Raw genomic sequence first — 24,262 nt, 5'->3', positions numbered from 1 at the left:
GAGGGGTCAATCGCCCTCGATCCATCGGATACCATCGTCTTCGATCACGATCCGGCGCTGCTTGTAGAGCCGGCCGATCGCCTGCTTGAAGGCATTCTTGCTGACGCCGAGGCGCGCCTTGATGACATCGGCCGGGCTCTTGTCGCCAAGGGCCAGGAACCCGTCATTGGCGGCCAGCGCTGCCAGCACCTTGTCGCCGACCACATCCAGGCGCGCCTGCCCCGGCGGCAACAGCGAGAGATCCAGGCGCGCGTCGTCGCGCACCCGGCGCACATAGCCATCCAGACGATCGCCCCGGCGTAGCGGGCGCGACATGTCATCGTGATACAGCAGCCCCCAGAACCGGCTGTTGACCACCGCCTTGGCGCCGAGATCGGTCAAGTCCGAGATCACCAGCGACACACGATCCCCCGTCTTCAGGCCTTCCGACTCATCCTGCAGGAACTTGTCGAGTTTCATGCTGGCCACCGGGCGCATGCGATCGTCGACGTAGATCATCACCAGCACCCGCTTGCCCTCGTCCGGGCGAAAGCGCTGCTCGCCAAACGGTAGCAGCAGATCCTTGGGGCGGCCCCAGTTCAGGAAAGCGCCGATGTCATTGACCTTCGTCACGCGCAGGTAGGCGACGTCACCCACGTTGACCTGCGATTCGGCGGCAGTGGGGGCATCGGCGGGAGCGTCGTCCCGAGGGGGGCGGGTCATGGCGTACTCTGGCTGACAAGCGGTGGCTGGGAGGAATCCATTATGGCGGGCGCGGCGACGTGGAGCAAAGAGGTGGCGCTCACCGCCCCCGGGGCTGTCTCGGCAGCCGCCTTGCCCCGGCATTCCCTGCATGCAGAAATAAGGTTTACACTATCGCCACGTCTCATGGCTTCGACCTTTGTATTAATCCCATCGATAGTCGAATTCACTACACGTGATTAGCAGACTAAAGAACAGGCTCCCATAATGTCATCACAGATTGAGGCCGAGAGGCCATCAGTAGAAAAGACATTTTGGAGGCCACACCATGAAAAATCGCATTCTCGCAGCCATCGCCATTGCCGTCGCCCTGCCCGCCGCCGCCCAGGCCAACAGCCTCGCAGCCGAGCGTCATTTCGACCAGCAGAGCGAACCGCTCAGCATCGAGCAGACCGCGCAGTACCATGCGCTGCCGACCCGCTACAGCGTCGACACCGTCAACGGTGGCCACAGCGCCGCTGCCGACCAGGCTCTGCAGAACGTTGCCGACTCGACTCAACTGAGCACCGATGTTCATCCGTCTCACAACGGCCTGATCGGCGAAGGGCAGAGCGATGCCGCACGCCAGGCGCTGCGAAACGCCACCCAGACCGTCAGCAATGACAAAGGCAATGTCGAAGTGAACTTCGCCAGCCTGTAAGTCTCCGCCTTCGGGCATGAAGACAGCGCTAGTCCATCAAGGGAGCCCTCGGCTCCCTTTTTGGTGTTTTTCACTCAATGAAGGACAAGCGCCAGGCGCCATATCCATCATCACTGGTGTCGACAGTCTGTTTCAGAGGATTCGATTGCGACCAGCGCTCTCTTCGCCGCACAACGCGAAACGCTCAACCTCGAGCAGACCGCCCGACGAGACAATGGCGAGGTCAGTTTCACCACGCTGTAATCTCTCCTATCCCTCTCTGCAGCCGCCGGCAAGATGCCGGTGGCTGCCTGTCGTTCTCCCACCGCATCCTCTTATATTCCTTTCCATTCCTTCGGTACGCCGCTCATCGAAATCGAGTACCGGCGAATATGACTCAGTGAAAAGTAAAGGCACCTTTGATTCATCTACCTGACATACGTCATACAAAAATAACTTTCATCCAGCAAAGAAAGTCAAGATAACCAAGTATAAAAATCGTTCTCTCCTCCCGATAGAATTTGGCTAATCTAAATGTAATGAAATATTACAGAACCGGGCCATAGCTGGAATGACCCAGGGACAGGGCGCGGGGAGTCGGTCTCATGAGAGCGTGGATGAGGTCTGTCAGAAATCGTTTAAAACAGGACTTCGTCCTTCGGGTGATCTCGCTTCTGGGCGCCTGCGAGACGCTGACCCTACTACCTTTCAGCATTTACAGGTTCACTCAAGGCAGTTTCGAGAAGGGCATCTTCGACGGCATATCTCTCCTGCTGATTCTTTGCATAGTAGGTTATTCCTGGTATTCCAACGATAGCCAACGTGGTGGATTAATCCTGGCGGCCACTAGCGCTCTTTTTGCCGGGATCACCACCAATGTCCTCGGTCTCGTTGGTGTATTCTGGTCGTTCCCCATGATGCTGACGAATTTCTTTCTGACTGATGCCAGACGCGCACTCATGATCAATGTCATTATGAGTGCCGTAATGATCCCAATACTGCTGCAGTTCTCACAGCCCGAAGGTATTTTCTCCTTCATCGCTTCCAGCTTCACGGCAAATAGCTGCGCCTATCTCTACGCCAGAAGGAGCGATCTGCAGCAGAAAACCCTGACGAGGCTTGCGACTTACGATGATATGACCGGCGCCCGTAACCGGAGATCACTTGACGAGTCACTGGCTCACGCCAGGGACAGACTGATCGATGAGGGGCGGCCCAGTTCTCTCATTCTCTTGGATCTGGACAATTTCAAGAGTGTCAATGACCGATTCGGACACGCCTATGGCGACGAGGTTCTGGTGAGATGCGCCAATCTCATCCGCCGGAGCGTGCGATTCGATGACTGCCTGTTTCGTTTCGGCGGTGAGGAATTCTTGCTGTTGCTGGCGGATGTCAAAGAGATCGATGCCGCCGATGTGGCGGAAGATCTACGAAGGGTTATCGCCAGCCAGCTTGGCGATCCTTCCTGTCCGATCACCACGTCTCTAGGTGTCACCGGACTGCACTCTTCGGACGATGTCAAGCGTTGGCTGAAAAGAGCCGACGATGCACTATACGAGGCAAAAGGTGGTGGCAGAAATCGTGCTGTTCTCAAAACCTGTGAAGAAGAAATCAATAATCAATCTAGTTCTAATCAGGTCAATTCTGTATAAGAAAAACCAAAATTTTTCGAGGAATTTTGTCAAATATAGGGCGGCAATAATAGGGAAAACCTTTTGAACCTTACCTAGCACTGGAAAATAACAATCACATTCCCAAAACTATTATTGTTATTATTAACCCTCATGGTCTGACTTTTGCCCAGTTTCGGCTGGGCCTTTTTACCGGCTGACTTCCTCGAAGTCTCATTCATAAAACTCTCGATTAAATCAATGATTTCGTTGCGTTATCGTGTCATCGATGCGCCAGGCCCCTGCGGGTGAGCATCGGTCTGTTCGACCGGATCTTCTGCGTCTGGCGGATTTTCGACGGATGACGGGCCGCCATCGGCCGCGAGGGGCATAGCGGGGCCGGCATTCTCCAGCAACCAAGCGGCAGTGAAGGCACCCCCACTTGCCGCGGCCATTCTCGCTGCATGGCGGGTTTCGCCGGTGTACTCCGTGCGGGGTAGCCGCTCCCGGCGTAGCCACTTACAGACAGCCGACGGCGAGACCCCGCAGACCCGGGCACAACGTGACACGCCACCGAGTTGTTGGACCGCAAGACGGATCGCGCTCATGACCTCTCTCCGTACCTGAACTTCGAGTACATGACTATCAGGTACTGAAAGTACATTCAACCGGTGGGAACATTGAACCCATGGTTCACACCGGTAACCGGGATGAGTTCAGCTCCCGACTTCACAAGGCGCTCCGTCGCGCAGGCAAGGACGGCTATGGGATGGGCGCACGCCTGGCCCGAGCCATGCGTGTCACGCCCAAGGCCGCCAGCAAATGGCTGAACGGGGAAGCTCGTCCGGGCCATGACAGGAAGGTCGCGCTGGCCCATTGGCTCGGTATCCGTGAAGAGTGGCTAGACTACGGCCGGGGGGAGATGCTGAGAAGCGACACCCCATCGCCCCCTGGCGCCGGCACCACCGCCCGGGATATCCGCGAACCCTCACCCACCCGCACTCGGCAGCCGACCGAGAGGTCCGCCGAAGCGCTGCGCCAGATCGAGCAGGCTGTATTGTCCGGCGAGATGGATGAAGCCGATCTACTGCTCCTAGAACAGATCGCCAGACGTCTCTCCAATCGCGAACACCAGCGATATCGCAGCGAAGACGTCACGGCGGACTACCTGGCAACGACGGACGCCACGTCCCGATCCGACACCGAGGATTGACCCTCAGATAGCGGTACCCCCTCGTCAGATTTGATCGCCGTACGAAGTTTGTACTCAAGACACCTTTTATGTACATTTAGTACACAAACTACCTGCCGCGTTCCATGTCGAGGATGAAATGCATCGTTCCAGCCCCGATGGTCTGCCTTTATCGGAAGACGAGGGTCGCGCCCGGCGGCGTCACACCACGGCCTTGCAGCGGTTCAACTACGCCAGTCATCAGATCGCCACCGCCTATGATCTCCACATCTGCGAGGCGGGCGTGCCCGACGTGGAAACTCGCTATGGTGCCTGCCCCCGCCACGAGGGTGGGCGCTTGGCAGCCTATCATCCCTCGTTCCATGTACCTGGCAAGAACCACACCATCGTCATCGCCGATTGCCAGTTCGATGAGGAGAATCTCGCCAAGGCCTGGATAGCCGACCGCATACGCTGGCTCATCCTCAGCCGGCGCGGCCAGCGGCTGCCACCGGCCAGCTACCGCCGACGGGGCTAAGTTGCTCAGACATTCATGGGCCACGCCCCTGTGGAAAGTCGACGCTGAACGCTACATCGCTCAGCCCTCAGCTATCCGGTCGTCTCACTGCCAATCGCCCGCAGCGGCCGACCACGCTGCTCGAATGTCCTGCCCAGCGCCTTGGGAACTAGGGCAGCGTCGACAAGTGCTATCGGGATGATTGCCCCGGAGACCTTCGAGGCTTGAATGATCGCTTAAGTCGGTGTCCATAGGTATTGGGCAGGATCATCGACAACAGCACTGTTCAAAGAAATCGGGGGGTGTTATGGGGTTCAGCTCAAGAAATGCAAAAATCGTACGCTGAGCCAGCCCGCGGATGTTCCTGTGGATTGCTGGCCGTCACGGGGCTAATGGCCTGAAAGATCGAGCCGATCGATAAACCATTTCAACGCACGGCCGTGTTGCTCCCGGCGGCAAAGGACGTCAGTCCAGATTGGATCCCGAGGCTCGGCTAGCTCGAGTATGGTTAGCTCGCCTCGTGGTTTGTCGTCTTCGATCCACTCGCGGGGACAAAAACCAACACCTAGCCCCTGCCGAATAGCCTCGAGCTTTGTGCTCATATGGCCAACGGTCAGCCGAGGCTGGCCGTCCAGTAACGAGGCCGAGGCCGACCGAGGCGCGAATCGACGCGCGCTGTCGGCAATAACCACTGCCGGGAATGCGCGTATGTCTGCGCATGTGATGGGGCGTCCGAGCTGGCTCAAGGCGTGATTCGGCGCGCAGCAGTAGACAAATTCGATTGGGATTTGCCCTAGGCGCTCGACGCGAGCTGATCCGGGCGCATCGTCAACGCCGATCGCCAGATCGGCCCGGCCCTCAACCAGTGCTTCCCAGGTACCGCCAAGCGTCTCTTCGAGCAACCGGATACTGACTGACGGAAGATCACGAGCAGCCGCTCGCAGCACCGGCCAAAGAATATTTCGAGGCACAAGCGCATCCATCGCAATACGCAACTCAGGCTCCCACCCATCAGCCAATCGGCGGGCTGCCGCGCTCACCTCGCGATTGGCCGCCAGAATGCGCCGTCCTTCGGCCAGCAATAAACGACCGGCCGGGGTGAAAACTGCTTTTCGCTTACGCCGATCAAATACTTTGACACCTAATTCGTCTTCGAGCTGACCGATCACATAAGTCATCGCCGAGGGCACACGATATAACGCGGCCGCAGCAGCAGCGAACGTACCGTAACGGTCAATGGCATCCAGCGCTTCAAATGCCTCAAGACGAATCAAGTCCATAAAAACTCAAGGTTCGGATGAATTGAACAATAGTACCAGAACATTTTAATTTTTCTCTCTTCGCAAGAAGACTAGATTGAATTTCCGTAGTCAATCGCGCTGGTTTCGACCGGAAAATACAGCCTAACTATCGCTAAAAGGAGATGAAGAATGAAAAAAGTTCTGGTGCTCTATTACTCCATGTATGGCCATGTCGAAACACTCGCGCAGACCGTAGTCGAGGGCGTGAAGTCAGTCGGCGGTGTGGAGGTCACGCTCAAGCATGTACCTGAAACCATGCCCGCGGACGCTCTGGAAGCGGCCGGCGCCAAGACGTCCCTGGCCGGCGATAGCGCCAAGCCATCGGAGCTCGCCGACTACGATGCGATCATCTTCGGCACGCCGACCCGTTTCGGCAACATGGCAGGTCAGATGCGCACGTTCCTGGATCAGACCGGTGGACTGTGGGCCAACGGCAAGCTGGTGAACAAGCTGGGCTCGGTCTTCACCTCTAGTGCCACAGGTGCCGGCAATGAAACCACCATCACGTCGTTCTGGAACACGCTGGCACACCACGGCATGTTGATCGTGCCGCTGGATTATGCCGGCGCTCAAGAGCTGTTCGATATCTCTGAACTGCGCGGCGGCTCGCCCTACGGTGCATCGACTTACGCCGACGGAGACGGCTCACGGCGGCCGTCGGCCAATGAGCTGGCGATCGCCCGTTATCAGGGTGAGAAGGTCGCCAAGCTTTTGCTGCGGTTTAACGACTGACACATCAGACGTTGAGGTGACGGCCACGGCGGGCGGCTCTGTCTATAACAACACCACAGACGGCCAGTACGAGTTGCAATTCGGCGGTATGACCGCAGTCGCGGCCTATCAGCCCAAGGACAGCGTCGTGATCTTCAACCACACCGGCGTACCGCCCGAGTTCAAAGGCCAGGGCGTCGGCTGCAGGCTCATCGCCGGCGCCCTGAATGACGTGCGCCAGTAAGAGTTCAAATTCGTGCCCGTCTGTCCTTCCGTTGCCGCCTGCGCCAAGGATATCCAGGCCAAGTAACGACGGCGAATCGGATCCAACATCTGGTTGCCCCACGTGCGTCCACAGCGGGCAGCTACTGACACGGTAAGGTAATGCCATGGGTTTTCTAATCGAAGGTAAGTGGCAAGACGGCTGGTACGACACCAAGTCGCACGGCGGCAAGTTCGTACGCGAATCGGCCGGTTTCCGGGATTGGGTCGAGCCTGATTCCAGTGCGAAGTTTGCCGCCGAAGCAGGCCGCTATCATCTGTATGTGTCTTATGCCTGTCCCTGGGCCTGTCGGACGATCATTGCGAGGCGGCTCAAGGGCCTGGAATCCGTCGTCGGCCTATCGATAGTGCATCCGCGTAACGGCGAGAACGGCTGGGAATTTTCCGGCGCGCCGGGCTGCGATCTCGACCCGCTCTACGGATTCGATTATCTCTATCAGCTCTATCAGAAAGCCGATCCGGCATATTCCGGCCGGGTGACCACACCCACGCTCTGGGACAAGAAACACGAAACCATCGTGTCCAATGAATCGGCCGACGTGCTGCGCATGTTCAACGCCGCGTTCAACGACCTGGCCGAGCACGCTGAAATCGATCTCTATCCGGAAGCGCTTCGCGCTGAGATCGACGCGGTCAACGAGCGCATTTATACGCCGCTCAATAACGGTGTCTATCGCGCCGGTTTCGCTACGGCCCAGGACGCTTACGAAGCCGCTTATAACGATGTATTCGACACGCTGGATTGGCTGGAAGAGCGGCTAAGCGGCCAGCGCTATCTGGTCGGCGACCAGATCACCGAGGCCGACTGGCGCCTGTTTGTCACCCTGGTGCGTTTTGACACGGTCTATTACAGCCATTTCAAGTGCAACCGCCAGCGAATCTTCGATTATCCGGCGCTGCAGGGTTATCTGCGCGAGCTGTATCAGGTGCCCGGCGTAGCCGATACCGTGCGCTTCGAGCATATCAAGCAGCACTACTACGGCGGCATGTTGGCGGTGAATCCGACCGGCGTGGTGCCGATGGGCCCGACGTTGAGCCTGAGCGCACCGCATAGGCGTGATCGGCTGGCGTGATCGGCTGGCGGTGTTCTAGGTCACCCGCTAGACACCCAAATCGGCCGGGGCGGTCGCGATAAGACAAGCCTCGGCCGGCTCGGATCTTCAACAACGAGGAGCGCCGCCACGACGCGTGCTCGCGGTATCAAGCGTCCGGCGGGTACGGGTGCCCTCAGCAAAGCAGGTATCGATATGGTCGACTGTAAGAATCCGCTATGGGTCTATGTCGCGTTGGCCACCGGCGCGTTCGCGATCGGCGTCACCGAATTCGGCACGATGAGTGTGCTGCCCGAAATCGCGCGCGGACTGCAGATTTCCGAGCCCATGGCCGGGCATACCATCAGCGCCTATGCGCTGGGCGTGCTGATCGGCGCACCTACGATCACTGTCTTATTCAGCCGTGTATCACGCAAGCCGCTGCTGATCGGGCTGATGTTGCTGCTGGCACTCGGCAACGGCCTGAGCGCAATCGCGCCGGATTTTTACTGGATGCTGGTGTTTCGCTTCATCAGCGGTCTGCCGCACGGCGCTTATTTCGGCATGGCGTCGCTGGTCGCGGCCTCGGTTGCCAAGCCGGGGCGTCAGACCGAGGCGGTCGGCTATATGTTCATGGGCCTGACCGTGGCCACCATCATCGGCGTGCCAGGGGCGACCTGGCTGGCCTCTCTTATCGGCTGGCGCTGGGACTATGCCGTGGTCACGGTCATCGGCCTGGTGACCGCCGTTCTGGTCTTCGTCTATGTACCGCTCCAGAAACCCGATCGGGACGCCAGCCCGCTGCGGGAACTCGGCGCGCTCAAGCGCCCGAATGTCTGGCTGACGGTGGCGATGGGCGCGATCGGCTACGGTGGCCTGTTCTCGGTCTATACCTATCTCACTGCGACGCTCGATCAAGTCACCCATGTCTCGGAGGCGGTGGCCCCGCTAGTGGTCGCGGTCTTCGGCCTGGGCATGACGGTGGGCAACATCATCGTGCCTCGATTCGCTGACCGCGCGCAGATGCCCACCGTCGGCGTGACGTTTGCCTGGACGGCGATCGCACTCGCGGTTTTCCCCTGGGCTGCCGGCAATATCTGGACGATCTCGATCGACGTGTTCTGTATCGGCGTGGTGATGGCGATGACCGCAATTCTGCAGAAACGCTTGATGGACGTCGCCGGCGACGCCCAGAACCTGGCCGCGGCCCTCAACCACGTAGCGATCAACGCCGCGAACGCGCTGGGCCCGTTGCTGGCGGGCATGGCTTTGACCGCCGGTTATGGCCTCGGCTCGACCGGCATCGTTGGCGCGGGGCTGACGCTCGGCGGCATGGTGATCTGGGCGATCGCCTGGGCCTACGACAAGCGCCAGGAACAGCAGCCGACCGCCAAGCCGTCCACGAACCTGAAGCCAGCCGCGCGCTAGCCGCGGTCGGTATCAAGCCCGCCTGAATATTTGCAAGACACGCTAATCAGAGCTTCACCACCGATCGCTGATTTTCAACGGAAATTGGATCCGCACCTCCGACTACGCCGAGGGGAAGCCTTTTTAGGGGCTATGCCGCTTGCTATGAAACCGCGATCCACGAGTCGACCATCAATACAGCCTAGCGGTGGCTACCCGGTTCACCTCTCATGGAGAAGGATGAGTGCTGGCCCTGTCTTTGTTGGCGATACGCTCGTGCTTGCCGATGAGACGCTGGGCGCGATGATAGACCGGCAGATCGATCATACGACCATCCAGCTTCGCCGCGCCCTTCCCGGATGCCCAGGCGCTCTCCATGGCCTTGACCGTTTGTCGCGCCGTTTCGAGCGCTTCCCCCGAAGGGGTGAATCCTCGGTTCAGCGCAGACACGCTCGCCGGATGAATACAGGTGGCGCCATCGAAACCGTGGTCTGCCGCCCGCCGGGCCATGTCGTCGAGTTCTGATTCGGAATCCAGCCGGGCGACGCTATCGAGCAGCCCGAGCGCCAGCAGCCCGGCCGCCTTGGCGGCCATCGCGACCCGCAGCTTGGGCGCGCGCAGGGTTTCGGCGCTGGGCACCAGCCCGGCTTCTGATGCCAGGTCTTCCGCGCCGAGAATCAGGGCAACATTGCGTTGGCTGGCGCTGGCGATCGCTTCACACTGCAGCAGCGCCTGGGGCGTTTCTATCATCGGCACCAGCGCCACCGAGCCCACCGCCATATTCCGCTCGCGCTCGATCTCGGCAACGTAGTCGTCGAGCAGCTCGAGATGCCCCACTGAAGCTATCTTGGGCAGAAATAGTGCGGCCACTCCTGGCCTGACCGCGGCAGCGATGTCCTCCACGCAGAGACGCAGGGCTGGGTTTACACGTACCAGAATATCGCTGCCCTGCCCTGCCAGGGCATCGATCGTCCCTGCCAGGCTCTGCCGGGTGCCGGCCTTGCACTCGAAGGGAACGCTATCCTCCAGATCGAGAATGATGGCGTCAGCGCCACGTTGAGTCGCCTTGGCGATGAAGCGGTCGTTGTTGGCCGGGACGTATAGCAGGGAGCGCCAGAGCGGTAGGGTCATGGGTGCGGCCCTCCGACGATCCCGTCACGCATCACGCTATCGATCCGTTCGGCTGGAAGACCGTAATCGGCAAGCACGGCGCGCGAGTCGGCGCCGAGTGCCGGCGCCGGACGGGAGATAGCACCCGGCGTGGCGGAGAGCCTGGGTACCGGTGCATGCATCGGCACGCTGCCGAGCTCCTCATCGGGTACGCGCACGTAGACGCCGCGCTCGATGAAATGCGAATCCTCGGCGATGGCCGCGATGTCGTAGATCGGCGAAGCGGTGATGTGTTCGCGCTCGAACAGGGCGACCAGCTCCTCGCGCTCGAAACGTCCGACCCACTCACCGACGATCTCATCCACCTGCTGACGATGTGCCACGCGGGCGGCGTTGGTGGCGTAGCGGGGATCTTCGAGCAGATCCTCGCGCTGCATCAGCCTGAACAGCCGCTCGGCCATGCTCTGCATCGACCCCGAGATGGCGATGTACTCGCCATCGGCGGTGCGATAGACATTGCGGGGGCTAGAGGTGTTAGAGCCGTTGCCGACTCGGGGCTTGGCCATGCCGGTCAACGCGAAATCCAGCGCTTCCGGCCCCAATGTGGAAATGATCGGCTCGAGCAGGGAAAGATCGATGACCTGCCCCTGGCCGGTCTGGTCGCGTACGCGAAGGGCCATGACCGTCGAGAAGGCGCCGTAGATGCCTGCGATCATGTCGGCCAGGGCCAGCGGTGGGAGCAGCGGCCCGCCCCCCGCTTCGCCGTTGCGGTCCGCAAAGCCGGACATGCCTTCGACCACGGTGCCGAACCCGGGGCGCGAACTGTAAGGACCGGACTGACCGAAGCCCGACACGCGCAGCACGATGAGCGAGGGGGTAGCCGCAAGCAGCGTTTCCGGTGCCAGGCCCATCTTCTCCAGCGTGCCGGGACGGAAGTTCTCGATCAGCACGTCGGCGCTGGTGATGAGCTCACGCAACAGTGCCACTGCGCCCTCGCGGCGAAAATCCAGCGCCAGACTGCGCTTGTTGCGCCCGTAGACCTTCCAGAACGAGGAAACGCCTTCACTCTGCCAGGCTCGGAGCGGGTCTCCGGCAGGTGTGGGTTCCACCTTGACGACGTCGGCGCCGAAGTCGCCAAGCTGCATCGAGGTCATGTTGCCCGCGACCAGCCGCGACAGGTCCAGGACCCTGACGCCGGCGAGCGCCGCGCTGGTCTCGCCGGAGAAGAGCTGTTCCTGCCAGCGGTCTTGTGCGGTGTGAGAATCGTGTGTGGGAGACATAGGTAAGCCTTGCCGATTGGATCGAGGGTGTCGTCTCGAGGATCAAGAGGTCGTATCGTTGCGGCGTTTTGCCAGTACTTTCTTCGCGACGCTGGCCGCCACTATCAGGGCGAGGAAGATCAGCAGCCCGAGCGATACCGGACGCGTCACGAAGACGTCCCATGACCCCTGGGCCTGCATGATCGTCTGACGGAAGTAGTTCTCCGTCAGCGGTGCCAGCACGACAGCGAGAATGAAAGGCCCGGTCGGGTAGTCGTTCTTCTTCATCAGATAGCCCACCGCGCCGAAGACCAGCACGATCCAGATGTTGAAGATGTCGTAATTGAGAGAGAACGCGCCAACCACACAGAGTCCCAGCACGATGCTGGAGAGGTGGTTCTGGATCAGGCGCAGGGCGTTGATGAACACCGGGATCAGCAGCACGTTGGAGGCGAGCAAGAACACGTTGCCGACGATCAGCCCAGCGATCATGGCCCAGACGACGTCGCCCGACTGGATCATCAGCAGCGGCCCGGGTTGCATGCCGAACATGATCAGCGCCCCGAGCATGATCGCCGTGCCGCCGGAGCCGGGAATGCCCAGCGTGATCAACGGAATCAGCGAGCCTGGTACGCCGGCGTTGTTGGAGGACTCGGGGCCGGCCAGGCCCTCTATGGCGCCGTCACCGAACTTCTCGGGGCGCCGCGAGAGCTTGCGCTCCAACGCGTAGGAGAGAAAGGTCGCGACCGTGGCGCCGGCACCGGGCAGAATTCCGACCGAGGTGCCGAGTACCCCGCCACGCATCACCGGCCAGAACGAGGTCTTCAGGCTGTCGCGATCCGGGAAGTAGTCGCTGAACCGGAATTCGGGCCTGCCCAGATTCAGGACGATCCGCTTCTCAAGATTGAAGAACACCTCTCCCAGCCCGTACAGGCCGATGATGATGGCGACGAAATCGATGCCCTCGATGAGCTCGGGGGTGAAGCCGAAACGCACGTAGCCCGAGATGTAATCACTTCCGAAGGTGCTCACCAGCACCCCGAACAGGGTGGCGATGACGGCCTTGAAGATGTTGTCGCCCGCGAGCAGGACGATGGTCGACAGGCCGATCACCATCAGCAGGAAATACTCCGACGGCCCGAGAAAGATGGCGTATTCCGCGACCACGGGGGCGAAGAAAACCAGCACTGCCAGGCCGATGGTGCCGCCGATGAAGGAGCTCAGGGCGGACACGCCCAGCGCCAGGCCGCCGCGCCCCTGGCGCATCAGCGGATACCCCTCCAGGGCGGTGATGATGGCCGGCGCGTCGCCCGGGGTGTTGATCAAAATGGCAGTGATTCGGCCCCCGTACATGGTGCCGAGATACACGCCAGTCAGCAGGCACAATCCTGCGGTCTGCGACATGCCGAAGGTCAGCGGCATCATCAGGGCAATACCGGCCGATGGCCCCAGCCCCGGCAGTGCACCGACGACGGTGCCTATCAAACCGGCCACGAAGATGAGCAGCAGATTCTGCGGATTCAGTATGTCCGAAAACCCACCGCCGAGACTCGCCAGTGTGTCTAACATTCACTTATCCTCAATGTTCGATAACGACGCCGGGAGGGACAGCGGCAGGCGCCATGGGCATCAGTGCAGCGGGATACGTAACCAGAGGGCGAAGACGCCGTAGATCGCGAGCATGACCAACAGCGTTACGCCGATGGATCGGATCAGGGAGTGCCCCGCGAAGTACCACGACACCAGGACCATCAGCAGAGCCAGTGGTGCCATGACGCCGATATGGCTCATACTCGCGATCGCCAACGCCATGACGCCCATCAACCCGACGATGCCCAGACCAGCATGAAGGGGGGAGGCCGCCCGCTGCGCGGCCGCCGCGTCTTCGGCGTGTGCGACGCGATCCTCGCTATCGTTCATCCCGGTCTGCGCGCCAGCGCCAGCGCTGGTACGCGAGGTCAGACCGTGCAGCACCTTCATCGCGATGGTCAGCAGCAGCGCACCGGCCATGATTAGGGGCACGAATCCTGGACCGAAGGTCATGCCCGAGGAAAATGGCATGTCCAGGCTATTGAAGAGCAGGACTCCGGCAAATATTGAAATCCCGGTCAGCAACACGATTTCCGAAGTTTTCATGTCGATTCCATGCAGGCGTTACTGGCTGATGATGCCCAGCTCGGTCAGGGAGGTTTTGTAAACTTCGTTCATCTTTTCAAGGTAATGCTCGAAATCGTCCGGGCCGAGAAAGTCCGGCACCACAGAGTTTGGCTCCATGTAGGACGTCTTCCATTCCGGTGACTGACTGAGTTTGGTCACCATGTTCACCAGATAATCCTTGTCCTCTTCGCTGATATCGCCGGCGGCCACGACGCCTCGAAACAGGCTGAGTTCGATGTCGTAATTATTTTCCTTGAAGGTCGGCACATCGGGGAAAAGATGGACGCGCTCTCCGGTGCTGATCCCCAGGGCGGCGAAGCGATTCGAGGCGATGAAGTCCTTGACCGGACCGGGGTTGGTGATCACGAAATCGACCTGACCGCTCAGCAGGGCCGAAGTCACGTTGCCGTCACCCTGGAAAGGGATGTAGTTGAACTTCTTGCCCATGGCTTCGCCCAGTTGGACTGCAACGATCTGTTCGATTGAGCCGGTGCCGGTACCGCCTACATTCAACGTTTTCTCGGCGTTGGCGATATCCTCGAGGCTCTGATAGGGACCCGAAGCATTGACGACAAGGAGTTCCGGGTCGATGCCAAGGCGAGCGATCGGCGTGAAGTCGCTGTAGTCGAGACCGATGTTCGACATCAAGGGAGTGGTAATGAACGAGGAGGTTGCCGCCATGAGATAGTGCGCGTCGCCTCGATGCGAGTTCAGATACCCCATGGCGACCGATGAACTTCCGCCCGGCTTGTTGACGACGTTGATGGCGGCGTCGGAAATCCCCTCCCGCTGAATGACTTTCGCCATCGAGCGCAGCAGCGTGTCGTGACCGCCACCGGGGCCATAGCCGGCGACGAATTCGATGCCGCGACCGGGAAAGTCCTGCGCCATGACGCTACCCACGGGTACGAGCGCCATGGACCCAGCGAGGCAGAGTCCCATGATCGCTCGGCCGAGGGTGGCCATATGCCCCCCGATGACGGCCTTGAACCTGCTGCCTGGCCCTGTCGTGTTTACTGTCATCGTAATCACTCCTGATGTCTGCCAACTGCTTGATGAGCCGAGGCAGTCGCCAGTGCCAGCGAGATACTCTCGGCGGTAGTAAGCAGAACCTCGAGGATCTTGCTCTGATCGCGAGTCACCCTCTCTTTCGGTCCTGCAATGTTCAGCGCGGCCACGTATCGGCCTGCGTGATCGCGAATGGGGGCCGCCAGTCCGGAGGCCCCTTCCACGCGGCCCTCGAGATTGATCGCATAGCCATCTTCGCTAGTTTTCTCGATCCAGTGCCTGATCTTGTCCGAGTTGTCACTCTCGGCTGCGCGGTCACTCAGATAGGTCTCGAGCCGGTCTCTGTCCATACCCGCTAGCAACACTCGCCCACTCGCCACATGCTCTGCCACTCGCGTCATGGTGATGTCGCGGTCGTAGCGTATTTCCCGCTCGGGCAAGCATTTATTGAGGTAAACGACTCGCGAAGAAGAGTTCAGTACCGCGATAAACGCGCTCTCCTGCGTCTGGGCCACCGCCGCTTCCACGTAAGGCAGGGCCAGTCTCCAGAGCGTGCCGAAGGCCTGGTTTTGCGTGTTGTGCTCGCCGGGGAGCCGGAACAGTCGGTAATGCCCGTCGGCATCCCGCACGACATAGCCCTTGTCGACGAGCGTGCGCAGCAGCATCAAGGCGCTGCTCTTGGGGAGCTCGAGCCCGGCGACGATTTCGGTCAAAGAGCGCGCCTCGACCTGCAACGACAGCCACTCGATCAATTCGAGAACCCGCTCGGTTCCACGTCCGCTCACAAATCACCTCTTGTTCAGTATTATGAACTGAGTTCAATATCTGGAATTCAGCTTGTCAGACAGACATGACGGGGACCATTCGACTTTGGGATATTCGATACGAAAGGGGGAACTACGGTCGGCACTGCCTGAAAGGCGACGGAGGATGGCCGGATCGGCGCATCTTCACGGCAAGGATCCGCGCTAGACCACCGGTTCGAGGATCTGGAAAGCTCTACGGCTCGTAATGGGAATGCCCACCGCAGCCCGGACATGACACTTCGCTGCGCGGGGAGTCCAATGAAGCACGGCATGGCCAGCAGGTAATCCATGCCCGTTATTCTGTCTTGAAAAACAGTGACATAGGTATCAGAGGGCTAATCAAGCGAGAGGAATGCGTGCAGACTCTTCATGCTACACACACGGAGAAATACCATGCCCGATGCTTCCCGCATCGCCCTCGTCACGAGCAGCCGGCGCGGCCAGCGGCTGCCACCGGCCAGCTACCGCCGACGGGGCTGGTTGCTCAGACATTCATGGGCCACGCCCCTGTGGAAAGTCGACGCTGAACGCTACATCGCTCAGCCCTCAGCTATACGGTCGTCTCATCGCCAACAGCCCCAGGCTGAAGAGCAGCATCAGGCTGCCACTGGCACGATTGAACCACTGCATGGCTTTGCCGCTACGCAGATACTTGCCGATCCTGCTGCCCAGGACGGCATACAACGCGACCGCCAACACCTCCATCGCCAGGAACAGCGCCCCCAGGATCGTGAAGCTCAGGGCATAGTGATCGGGCGCGACGAATTGCGGTAGAAAGGCCGTGAAAATCAGAATCGCCTTGGGATTGCCGGCGGCGACCAGGAACTCCTGTCTCATCAGAGAGCCGACTGAACGAGGCACGGAATCCTCGAACGCCACAGCCCGTGGCGCGCCAAGCAGCAGTTTCAGCCCCAGCCACGCCAGGTAGACCGCCCCCACCCATTTGACGACGACGAAAAACCACATCGAGGTCGTCAGCAACGTGCCAAGCCCGATGCCAGCGATCGCGATCATGGGAATAAAGGCAGCGATGCGTCCAAGCGAAGCGATGACCGCCTTGAGCGGACCCACGCGCGCGGCGTTGGTCGTCGCCAGCAGATTGTTCGGCCCGAACGCCATGTTCAAGGCAAAACACGCCGGCAAGAACACGAGTAGGAATTCCCAATTCATGTTGCTCTCCTTGTTGCCAGGCGTTCGAGGCCTGGGCGGCACCCTCGTCTCTTCCACGCTGCGGGCATCAGGCGCGGCGGATGGAACTGCCAATGGGTCGATCGCCTTGGATAGTGTTGTTCGGGCCAAGGGCATTATCTGGCGAAGACGAATCACTAGACTACTTCTTGTCATCGAGTCATTCATCACATCGACTCAAAAGGAGTGCCGTCACGGCCGGCCATACGCTTCAGAGCAAAGTCGTGCTGATTGCCGTGGGCCAAGAATCTGGGAGGCCTGCTGCCTCGCAACGGCGACCAGGCAGTCGCGATCCACTATCACTGCGACGTCATCCGCGACGCTGCCGAGGAAACGGCTCGCGAGGTGAAGGCCCTGGGCGCCGAGGCTGAGCTTTTCCCGGGAGACCTGACTCATCCCGCCAATGCGGATCTACGAAAAATCTTGTGATTTATGCACACGTGGTTCGATACCTGACAGCTTTTCCTGATGACAAGGATCTCCGCAATGGAATGCAGCCGAGTGGCATCCAGCGGTTGGAACCTGATTGGGACTTCGAATCTCACGCAAACAAAAATCGCCGTTGCNNGCAACGGCGATTTTTCAGAAATCTTTGGCGCGCCCAGCAGGATTCGAACCTGCGACCCCTGCCTTCGGAGGGCAGTACTCTATCCAGCTGAGCTATGGGCGCGCGATGACGTGACGTCGTGCCGAATGGCGTGGATAGCCGAATGGCCCGCCAACAGCGCGGCCATCCTACCCGCTCGGCCATTGGCTGTCCAGCCACGGTGCGGCGTTACGGCGGCTTTCGCGATGCGAAGGGCGAGCCAAGTCACCAGCCAGTCGGAGACGCCTTGGGTGCTCGACCCCGTCGGCTAGCGCCCGCAGCGGAGCTTGCCGTTGGCGGGCAAGGGCTGTGCCGAGGTTTCCGGATCCAGGGGCTTGTCGAGGCAATGCTGCATTTCCCGCGAGGGCGCCGCGCAGCCGGCATCGCCGACGATACGCGCCGGAACGCCGACCGCGGTGGTGTGAGGCGGCACCGTCTTCAGCACCACCGATCCAGCGCCGATGCGGGCACCCTCGCCGATCTCGATGTTGCCAAGCACCTTGGCGCCGGCACCGATCAGTACGCCGCGGCGCACCTTGGGGTGGCGATCTCCCGCTTCCTTGCCGGTGCCGCCCAGGGTCACGCCCTGCAGCAGCGAGACGTCGTCCTCGATGACCGTGGTCTCGCCGATCACCACGCCGGTTGCGTGATCGATGAACACGCCGTTGCCGACCCTGGCCGCAGGGTGGATATCGGTCTGGAACACTTCCGAGCTGCGGCTCTGCAGATAGCGCGCCATCTGTCGACGACCGCTCTGCCACAGCACGTGGGCGAAGCGATGCACGGTCAAGGCGTGGAACCCCTTGAGATAGAGCAGCACTTCGGTGACCTGGCGAATCGCCGGATCGCGCTCGATCACCGCGGTCAGATCCTGGCCGATGCCTTCGCCGACCGCGGGGTCGCTGACCAGCAGTTCGTCGAACAGTTTGATCAACTGATTGGCCGCCAGATCTGGGTGCGCCAGGCGCTGGCCCAGGCGATAGGCCAACCCCGCGCCCAGTGTCGAGCGATTGAGCACCGCGCCCAGCATCAAGGGGGTCAATAGCGGCTCCTGCCGCGAGATCGTCATCGCCTCGTCGCGGGCCTGCTGCCATAGCTCGATCGTGTTCATCGTCTCTCCTTGAAGTGCCTACCCGCGACTGTCGCCACCGGCGCCACAGGGAATTTCTAGCCTAGCAGCGAACGTAGCCCGGCGATGGCGCTCTGGCCACGCTCCTGCTTCTTCTCGGGGTTCTCCTTGTCGGCGCGGCCTTCCCACTCCAGATCGTCCGCCGGCAGTTCGTCGAGGAAGCGGCTCGGGGTGCAGTCGAGCAGTTCGCCGTAGGCCTTGCGCTGGCGCGCCAGGGTCAGCGTCAGCGTGCGCCGGGCGCGGGTGATACCGACATAGGCCAGGCGCCGCTCCTCCTCGATGGTGCCGGATTCGATCGAATTGCGGTGCGGCAACAGTTCCTCTTCCAGCCCCATCAGATAGACGTGGGGAAACTCGAGCCCTTTCGAGGCGTGCATCGTCAAGAGCTGGACCCGGTCGGAGTCGTCCTCCTCGGCCTGCTGCTCGAGGATGTCGCGCAGCACCAGCCGCGAGATCGCCGACTGCACATCGTCGGTCTCCTCACTGGCCTCGCCCTCCTCGTCGTCGCGGTGCATCGACTTCTCGAGCTGGTCGATCAGGGTCCAGACGTTGGCCATGCGGCGCTCGGCGATGGTCGGCGCGCTGGCGTTCTGGTAGAGCCAGGCTTCGTAGTCCATGTCGCGGATCATCTCGCGGATCGCGGCGATGGCATCGCCCTGGTCCATGCGCTTGCGCACCCCATCGATGAAGTGAGCAAAGCGCCCTAGCCTTTCGACGGCACGAGTGGGTAGCACCTGCTCCAGCCCCATCTCATGGCAGGCCGAGAACATCGAGCCACCACGCTCGCTCGCGTAGTTGGCGAGCTTTTCCAGCGTGCCGGGGCCGATCTCTCGGCGCGGCACGTTGACGATACGCAGGAAGGCGTTGTCGTCGTCCGGATTGATCAGCAGCCGCAGGTAGGCCATGGCATCCTTGATCTCGTTACGCGAGAAGAACGAGGTACCGCCGGAGAGCTTGTAGGGAATCTGATGGTGCTGGAGCTTGAGCTCCAGCAGCCGCGCCTGGAAGTTGCCGCGATAGAGCACGGCGAAGTCGCGCCACTCGGCACGCTCCTTGATTCGGCGGGTCAGGATCTCGCCGGCCACGCGCTCGGCCTCGGCCTCCTCGTGGCGGTTGACCACGACCCGGATCGGATCGCCCTGGCCCATGTCCGACCACAGCGTCTTCTCGTAGACGTGAGGGTTATTCGCGATGAGCGTATTGGCGGCGCGCAGGATGGTCGCCGTGGAGCGGTAGTTCTGCTCCAGCTTGATCACGTTGAGGCGCGGGAAATCCTCGCCCAACGTCACCAGGTTCTCCGGCCGGGCGCCGCGCCAGGCGTAGATCGACTGGTCATCATCCCCCACCACGGTGAAGGTGGCGCGCTCGTCCATCAGCATCTTCACCAGTTGGTACTGGCTGACATTGGTGTCCTGGTACTCGTCCACCAGCATGTACTGGATACGCTTTCGCCAACGCGCCAAGGCCTCGGGATCGGTCTTGAGCAGCACCACCGGCAGCATGATCAGGTCGTCGAAATCGACCGCGTTGTAGGCCTTGAGATGGCGGTTATAGGCCTCGTAGATCCGCGCGGCGTACTGCTGGTCTTCGTCTTCCGCATGGGAAATCGCCGCCCCGGGTAGCACCAGGTCGTTCTTCCACTGGGAGATCTGGTTCTGCACGCCGTTGATCTGTTCGGCATCGGTATCCGCCTCTTTCTGCATCAGGTCCCGCAGCAGCGCCTTGGCGTCTTCCGGGTCGAACAGCGAGAAACCGGGACGAAAGCCTAGCGCCTTGAGCTCGCGACGGATGATGTTGAGCCCCAGGTTGTGGAAGGTGGAGACGGTCAGGCCGTGCCCCTCGCGCCCCTTGAGCATCTGCCCGACGCGCTCCTTCATCTCTCGCGCGGCCTTGTTGGTGAAGGTGACCGCGGCGATCTTGCGCGCGCTCATCCCGCACTCCTGGACCAGATAGGCGATCTTGGTGGTGATCACGCTGGTCTTGCCGGAACCGGCGCCGGCCAGCACCAGGCAGGGGCCATCGATAAAGCGCACCGCCTCCTGCTGGCGCGGGTTGAGCTTGGCAAGACGTTGGCGAATATCGGACATGAGGGCAGAATCGCAGAGGTGAAGAAAGCGTCGAGAAAGAGCACGACGGAATCAGGACGACAGAGTCAAAACAACAATGCGGGAATGATACACCTCATGCAGATCAAAAGAGACGATCTCCACGGCCCCGAGATTGCCGCCATGCTGGAAGCCCATCTCAAGGACTTCGAGCCCCACTCCCCGCCCGAGAGCCGCCACGCGCTGGATCTCGACGGGCTGCGACGCCCGGAGGTTCACTTCTACACCGCCTGGGAAGAGAACGAGCTGCTGGGCTGCGGCGCATTCAAGCGCCTCGACGATACGCACGCCGAGATCAAGTCGATGCGCACCGATCCGAACCATCTACGCAAAGGCGTGGCGCGGGCGATCCTGGCACACCTGATCGAAGAGGCGCGTGCCGCCGGCCTGCAGCGGCTGAGTCTGGAGACCGGCCCGATGGCGCACTTCGCCCCGGCCCGAGCGCTTTACGAGGCGTTCGGATTCACCTACTGCGAGCCGTTCGGCAGCTACCGGGAAGACCCGTACAGCGTGTTCATGACTCGACGGCTGTAGGCCAACGGATCACGCCGCGCTCAGACATCCACCGCACCGGCGAAATCCATCTGGCGCCACGCTTCGTAGACGATCAGCGCACAGGCGTTCGACAGGTTCAGGCTGCGGCTATCGGCGAGCATCGGGATGCGAAGGCGCTGCGCGGGAGGCAGCGCTTCGAGCATCGATTGGGGCAGGCCGCGGGTTTCCGGACCGAAAACCAGAGCGTCGCCTTCGCGGAAGTGGATGTGATGATAACCGTGGCGACCCCGGGTCGAGACCCCGAACACACGCTCCGGCCCGACGGTTTCGAGAAACGCCGCCCAGTTGGCGTGGACCTGGACCCGGGCCCACTCGTGATAGTCGAGCCCGGCGCGGCGCAAGCGCTTGTCGTCGAGTTCGAAGGCCATCGGTTCGATGATATGCAGGCGAAATCCGGTATTGGCGCACAACCGGATGATATTGCCGGTATTGGGCGGGATTTCGGGCTCGAACAGCACGATATCAAGCATGGCGGCCAGCTCGGAGGCGGGTGACTCTCGCATCATACGCAATCGACACAGCTTTCTACAGCGCCCCCACAACGGCGCCGGCCTCCTCGTTCTACCGCGAAGCCGGCGCCGTGGCCTGGAATGTCCTAGAAGCCGACGCTGACGCCGAGCACCGGCCCGCTGTCCAGCGTACGGCCGTCGTCGTTATCGAAGTCGGTACGCATATAGCGATAGCCGCCGTAGACGTAGGTCTGCGAAATGATGTTGACCCGCGCCTGGGCGCCATACTCGTAGCTCTTGTCGATGTCGCCGTGGGCCAGCCCTTCCGGCGTGTAGAAACCGTAGGCACCGATGGAGGTCAACGGAATGGGCGTGTCGACGAACGCGGAGCCGCCGAGCCCCAGGCCGCCGCCATTGCCGTAGTGGGTGTCCTGGTACTGGTAACGTCCGCCAACGGCGAGATCGATGCCGGGAATCCATGGCGTGAACATCAGCGAACCGGAGTAGGCCTTGGCGTTATGGCCACTGTCGTCGGTGTTCAGGTAACCGACGCCGGCCCGCACCGAGGGCAGGATGGTTTGGCTGGCTTCGACACCGAAGGAGTCGTCACCACCGTTGGCGGAAACGCTCAACGCCATCGCCTGTTGACTGGCGAAGACAAAGGTCGCTGTGGCAAGGGCAAAGCCCCACGGTTTCATCCTGTTGCGCTTGATCATGATACGTCTCCCGAGATTCGCGTCGAAACGCGTTGGACCACTCGCTTAAGCGTGACATAATCTGGGAAATTATCAAACGGTGTTTTTAAACCTTTTGTAACGCCCCGCCGCGAGCCGGCTGCAACCGATCTAGGCGACCGTGAGCACGGCTGCCGGACACAAGATCAGGGCTCGGCTCAGTGGGCGTCGGTGACGCCGTAGCGATCACGATAGGCGCGGATGGCTTCGGCGTGCTGGGCGATGGATGTGCCATCGTCACCATGGCCTGGCCGGGTTTCGAGATAGGCAAGGAGTTGATCGAGGTTGACGATGCTGACAACCGGCATATGATACGTCGCCTCGACTTCCTGGATGGCGCTGTGCGGCTTCAAGCCCTCGTCACCCTGGCCACGCTCCTGACGGTCGAGCGCGATGACGACGCCAGCGGCCCGGGCCCCGGCCGCTCGGATGATCTGCATGACCTCGCGGATTGCCGTTCCGGCGGTGATGACATCGTCGATGATCAGGACGTTGCCGCGCAGTTCGGCGCCCACGATGTTGCCACCCTCACCGTGGGTCTTGGCCTCCTTGCGGTTGAAGGCAAAAGGCAGATCGCGCTGATGGTGATCGGCCAGAGCAACGGCTGTGCTCGCCGCCAGCGGTATACCCTTGTAAGCTGGACCAAATAGTACATCGGCTTCGATGCCGCTGTCGGCGATGGCACTGGCGTAGAAACGCCCCAGGCGAGCCAGGGCACGGCCGGAGCGGAACAAGCCGGCATTGAAGAAATAGGGACTGACACGACCGGACTTGAGCGTGAACTCACCGAAGCGCAACACCCCTTCGGCGATCGCAAACTCGATGAACTCCTGCTGATACGGCTGAATCTCGACGCTCACCCCGGGGTCTCCCTAAGTCCTTATTGCATGGCCTCGTGAATCTTGACTGACCGCTACCGTTTTGGCCAAACGAAGCAGTCATTTACCTAAACCTTTCAAGCTCGGGTATCATACACGCGCGACAAAGAAGGAACACTGTATGAAAATCGCCAGCATCAATGTGAACGGGATCCGAGAGGCCGTCGAGCGGGGCTTCCTCGACTGGCTGGCCGAACAGGATGCTGACGTCGTCTGCGTGCAGAACCTGAAGGCCAAGAGCTTCGAACTCGATGACAGTATCCTTTATCCAGAAGGTTACGAAGGTTATTTCCTGGATGCGGAGAAGGATGGATTCTCCGGCGTGGGGCTCTACTGCCGCAAGATTCCCAAGGCCATCATGTACGGGCTTGGCTTCGAGCAGTGCGACAACGAAGGGCGCTTCCTGCAGGCCGACTACGACCGCTTCAGCATCGCGACCTTCCTGATGCCCAGCGGCGACGACGATCCGGCCGCCAAGCAGACGTTCATGACCCAGTATCTGGAGTACCTGAACAAGATGGCTCGCAAGCGTCGCGAGTACATCATCTGCGGAACCTGGCACATCGCGCACAAGACGCTCGATCTCGCCAACTGGACCGACAATCAGACGACGCCCGGCTTCAAGCCCGAAGAGCGCGCCTGGATGGATCAGGTGTTCGGACCGACCGGCTTCATCGACACCTTCCGCGAGGTCAATCGGGATGCCGACCAGTACACCTGGTGGCCCAAGCTCGATCAGGAAGTGTCGCGGACCCGTCAGGAAGGCTGGCGCCTCGATTACCAGATCGTCGGCCCCAACTTCCGGCGCAACGTGAAGGACGCCTGGATCGATACCGACGCGACCTTCAGCGAGTTCGCCCCGCTGATCGTCGAGTACGATCTCGAGCTGTAGTCGCCCGGCACGACGC

General features: G+C 60.9%; 24 protein-coding genes and 1 tRNA gene. 10 read left to right on the top strand and 15 right to left on the bottom strand.

Features of this window, described 5'->3' with window-relative positions:
* Window positions 1–6: 6 nt before the first annotated feature.
* Window positions 7–702, bottom strand: coding sequence for a S1-like domain-containing RNA-binding protein (locus DOM56_RS03355; RefSeq protein WP_110601491.1), 696 nt, complete (start codon window positions 700–702; stop codon window positions 7–9).
* Window positions 703–1,009: 307 nt separating this feature from the next.
* Between DOM56_RS03355 and DOM56_RS03350 the strand changes: the two genes are divergently transcribed.
* The 4 genes from DOM56_RS03350 (at window position 1,010) to DOM56_RS03330 (ending at window position 4,679) form a co-directional block, all read left to right on the top strand.
* Window positions 1,010–1,381 (top strand): hypothetical protein, encoded by a 372-nt coding sequence (locus tag DOM56_RS03350; protein WP_110707455.1) that lies wholly within the window; start codon window positions 1,010–1,012, stop codon window positions 1,379–1,381.
* 584 nt (window positions 1,382–1,965) lie between these two features.
* Window positions 1,966–3,012, top strand: a complete 1,047-nt coding sequence (locus tag DOM56_RS03345) for a GGDEF domain-containing protein (protein ID WP_110707454.1) — start codon at window positions 1,966–1,968, stop codon at window positions 3,010–3,012.
* A 646-nt stretch (window positions 3,013–3,658) separates the two neighbouring features.
* The gene (locus DOM56_RS03335) at window positions 3,659–4,183 is read left to right on the top strand and encodes a hypothetical protein (protein WP_157958145.1); all 525 of its coding nucleotides are present in this window, start codon (window positions 3,659–3,661) and stop codon (window positions 4,181–4,183) included.
* A 118-nt stretch (window positions 4,184–4,301) separates the two neighbouring features.
* Window positions 4,302–4,679 (top strand): hypothetical protein, encoded by a 378-nt coding sequence (locus tag DOM56_RS03330; RefSeq protein WP_110707452.1) that lies wholly within the window; start codon window positions 4,302–4,304, stop codon window positions 4,677–4,679.
* Window positions 4,680–5,047: 368 nt separating this feature from the next.
* Here DOM56_RS03330 and DOM56_RS03325 read toward each other — a convergent pair whose 3' ends face one another.
* A complete protein-coding gene (locus tag DOM56_RS03325; RefSeq protein WP_110707451.1) occupies window positions 5,048–5,938 on the bottom strand; it encodes a LysR family transcriptional regulator in 891 nt (296 codons plus the stop codon).
* 150 nt (window positions 5,939–6,088) lie between these two features.
* Here DOM56_RS03325 and wrbA point away from each other — a divergent pair, with 150 nt between their 5' ends.
* The 4 genes from wrbA to DOM56_RS03305 all read left to right on the top strand — a co-directional run bounded on the left by wrbA (window position 6,089) and on the right by DOM56_RS03305 (window position 9,411).
* Window positions 6,089–6,691: an NAD(P)H:quinone oxidoreductase gene (gene wrbA / locus DOM56_RS03320; RefSeq protein ID WP_110707450.1), complete on the top strand. Its 603-nt coding sequence runs from the start codon at window positions 6,089–6,091 to the stop codon at window positions 6,689–6,691.
* Between the two features lie 16 nt (window positions 6,692–6,707).
* Entirely contained in the window at window positions 6,708–6,914 is a 207-nt protein-coding gene (locus DOM56_RS03315; protein WP_198655650.1) for a GNAT family N-acetyltransferase, read from the top strand.
* 145 nt (window positions 6,915–7,059) lie between these two features.
* The gene (locus DOM56_RS03310; protein WP_110707448.1) at window positions 7,060–8,025 is read left to right on the top strand and encodes a glutathione S-transferase family protein; all 966 of its coding nucleotides are present in this window, start codon (window positions 7,060–7,062) and stop codon (window positions 8,023–8,025) included.
* A 174-nt stretch (window positions 8,026–8,199) separates the two neighbouring features.
* Complete coding sequence (locus DOM56_RS03305; protein ID WP_110707447.1) at window positions 8,200–9,411, top strand: MFS transporter; 1,212 nt, start codon at window positions 8,200–8,202, stop codon at window positions 9,409–9,411.
* A gap of 207 nt (window positions 9,412–9,618) precedes the next feature.
* On the opposite strand, the gene DOM56_RS03300 is transcribed toward DOM56_RS03305, so the two are convergent.
* From DOM56_RS03300 to rep, 10 genes are all read right to left on the bottom strand, one after another.
* Window positions 9,619–10,521 (bottom strand): CoA ester lyase, encoded by a 903-nt coding sequence (locus DOM56_RS03300; protein ID WP_110707446.1) that lies wholly within the window; start codon window positions 10,519–10,521, stop codon window positions 9,619–9,621.
* Window positions 10,518–11,780 (bottom strand): CoA transferase, encoded by a 1,263-nt coding sequence (locus DOM56_RS03295; RefSeq protein ID WP_110707445.1) that lies wholly within the window; start codon window positions 11,778–11,780, stop codon window positions 10,518–10,520. Before DOM56_RS03295 ends, DOM56_RS03300 begins: the two co-directional genes overlap by 4 nt.
* 42 nt (window positions 11,781–11,822) lie before the next feature.
* Window positions 11,823–13,328, bottom strand: coding sequence for a tripartite tricarboxylate transporter permease (locus DOM56_RS03290; RefSeq protein ID WP_110707444.1), 1,506 nt, complete (start codon window positions 13,326–13,328; stop codon window positions 11,823–11,825).
* A 60-nt stretch (window positions 13,329–13,388) separates the two neighbouring features.
* Window positions 13,389–13,895 carry a tripartite tricarboxylate transporter TctB family protein gene (locus DOM56_RS03285; RefSeq protein ID WP_110707443.1) on the bottom strand — a complete coding sequence of 169 codons (507 nt, stop codon included), beginning with the start codon at window positions 13,893–13,895 and terminating at the stop codon, window positions 13,389–13,391.
* Window positions 13,896–13,913: 18 nt separating this feature from the next.
* On the bottom strand, window positions 13,914–14,939 hold the full coding sequence (locus DOM56_RS03280; protein ID WP_198655649.1) for a tripartite tricarboxylate transporter substrate binding protein: 1,026 nt from the start codon (window positions 14,937–14,939) through the stop codon (window positions 13,914–13,916).
* A gap of 5 nt (window positions 14,940–14,944) precedes the next feature.
* A complete protein-coding gene (locus tag DOM56_RS03275) occupies window positions 14,945–15,709 on the bottom strand; it encodes an IclR family transcriptional regulator C-terminal domain-containing protein (protein ID WP_110707441.1) in 765 nt (254 codons plus the stop codon).
* A 567-nt stretch (window positions 15,710–16,276) separates the two neighbouring features.
* On the bottom strand, window positions 16,277–17,086 hold the full coding sequence (locus DOM56_RS03270; protein ID WP_232822153.1) for a LysE family translocator: 810 nt from the start codon (window positions 17,084–17,086) through the stop codon (window positions 16,277–16,279).
* Window positions 17,087–17,511: 425 nt separating this feature from the next.
* Window positions 17,512–17,588: transfer RNA gene (locus tag DOM56_RS03260), tRNA-Arg, on the bottom strand.
* A gap of 184 nt (window positions 17,589–17,772) precedes the next feature.
* On the bottom strand, window positions 17,773–18,615 hold the full coding sequence (gene cysE / locus DOM56_RS03255) for a serine O-acetyltransferase (protein WP_110707439.1): 843 nt from the start codon (window positions 18,613–18,615) through the stop codon (window positions 17,773–17,775).
* A 56-nt stretch (window positions 18,616–18,671) separates the two neighbouring features.
* Complete coding sequence (gene rep, locus DOM56_RS03250; protein ID WP_110707438.1) at window positions 18,672–20,720, bottom strand: DNA helicase Rep; 2,049 nt, start codon at window positions 20,718–20,720, stop codon at window positions 18,672–18,674.
* A 96-nt stretch (window positions 20,721–20,816) separates the two neighbouring features.
* Between rep and DOM56_RS03245 the strand changes: the two genes are divergently transcribed.
* Window positions 20,817–21,272, top strand: a complete 456-nt coding sequence (locus tag DOM56_RS03245) for a GNAT family N-acetyltransferase (protein WP_110707437.1) — start codon at window positions 20,817–20,819, stop codon at window positions 21,270–21,272.
* 20 nt (window positions 21,273–21,292) lie between these two features.
* Here the strand turns inward: DOM56_RS03245 and trmL are convergent, their stop codons facing one another.
* The 3 genes from trmL to pyrE all read right to left on the bottom strand — a co-directional run bounded on the left by trmL (window position 21,293) and on the right by pyrE (window position 23,336).
* Window positions 21,293–21,763 (bottom strand): tRNA (uridine(34)/cytosine(34)/5-carboxymethylaminomethyluridine(34)-2'-O)-methyltransferase TrmL, encoded by a 471-nt coding sequence (gene trmL / locus DOM56_RS03240; protein ID WP_110602090.1) that lies wholly within the window; start codon window positions 21,761–21,763, stop codon window positions 21,293–21,295.
* A gap of 125 nt (window positions 21,764–21,888) precedes the next feature.
* The gene (locus DOM56_RS03235; protein ID WP_232822152.1) at window positions 21,889–22,458 is read right to left on the bottom strand and encodes a YfaZ family outer membrane protein; all 570 of its coding nucleotides are present in this window, start codon (window positions 22,456–22,458) and stop codon (window positions 21,889–21,891) included.
* A gap of 176 nt (window positions 22,459–22,634) precedes the next feature.
* Window positions 22,635–23,336 carry an orotate phosphoribosyltransferase gene (pyrE, locus tag DOM56_RS03230; RefSeq protein WP_110601539.1) on the bottom strand — a complete coding sequence of 234 codons (702 nt, stop codon included), beginning with the start codon at window positions 23,334–23,336 and terminating at the stop codon, window positions 22,635–22,637.
* A gap of 139 nt (window positions 23,337–23,475) precedes the next feature.
* On the opposite strand from pyrE, the gene DOM56_RS03225 reads away from it, so the two are divergent.
* On the top strand, window positions 23,476–24,246 hold the full coding sequence (locus DOM56_RS03225) for an exodeoxyribonuclease III (protein WP_110601541.1): 771 nt from the start codon (window positions 23,476–23,478) through the stop codon (window positions 24,244–24,246).
* Window positions 24,247–24,262: the final 16 nt, after the last annotated feature.

The sequence above is a fragment of the Salinicola sp. CR57 genome (assembly GCF_003206585.1).
In the GTDB taxonomy this organism is placed as follows: domain Bacteria; phylum Pseudomonadota; class Gammaproteobacteria; order Pseudomonadales; family Halomonadaceae; genus Salinicola; species Salinicola lusitanus.
The sequence above is the reverse complement of the archived record's forward strand: the minus strand, read 5'-3'. Positions and strand labels throughout refer to the sequence as shown.